This is a genomic window from Stenotrophomonas sp. PS02300 (assembly GCF_029959395.1).
Lineage (GTDB): Bacteria > Pseudomonadota > Gammaproteobacteria > Xanthomonadales > Xanthomonadaceae > Stenotrophomonas > Stenotrophomonas maltophilia_AD.
Map to the genome: position 1 here is coordinate 1 of NZ_JASCOP010000295.1, position 255 is coordinate 255.

Sequence of the window (255 nt, forward strand, 5' to 3'; positions counted from 1 at the left end):
CGATCGGGTAATGCAGGCCACGGCCCAGGAACAGGGCGCTGCTCTTGCGCGCGAAACGCTCGGCCCACGCAGCGATCTGCGGCTCCATGTTCAGCGCGTGCTGCACGCTGCCCGGCAGGAAGCGCAGCTGCTCCAGGTAGTCCGCTTCCTGCGCCGCATCCACGCGGCCATGCAGCTTGCCCAGCACCACGGTCAGCTGGAACAGCGCGGCCAGCTGGGTGGTGAAGGCCTTGGTGGAGGCCACGCCGATCTCGG

The 255-nt window shown here is 69.0% G+C and carries 1 pseudogene; it reads right to left on the bottom strand.

What is annotated here, in order from left to right:
• Positions 1 to 255: pseudogene (locus QMX79_RS20985) on the bottom strand (glutamine--fructose-6-phosphate aminotransferase); the annotation flags it as partial.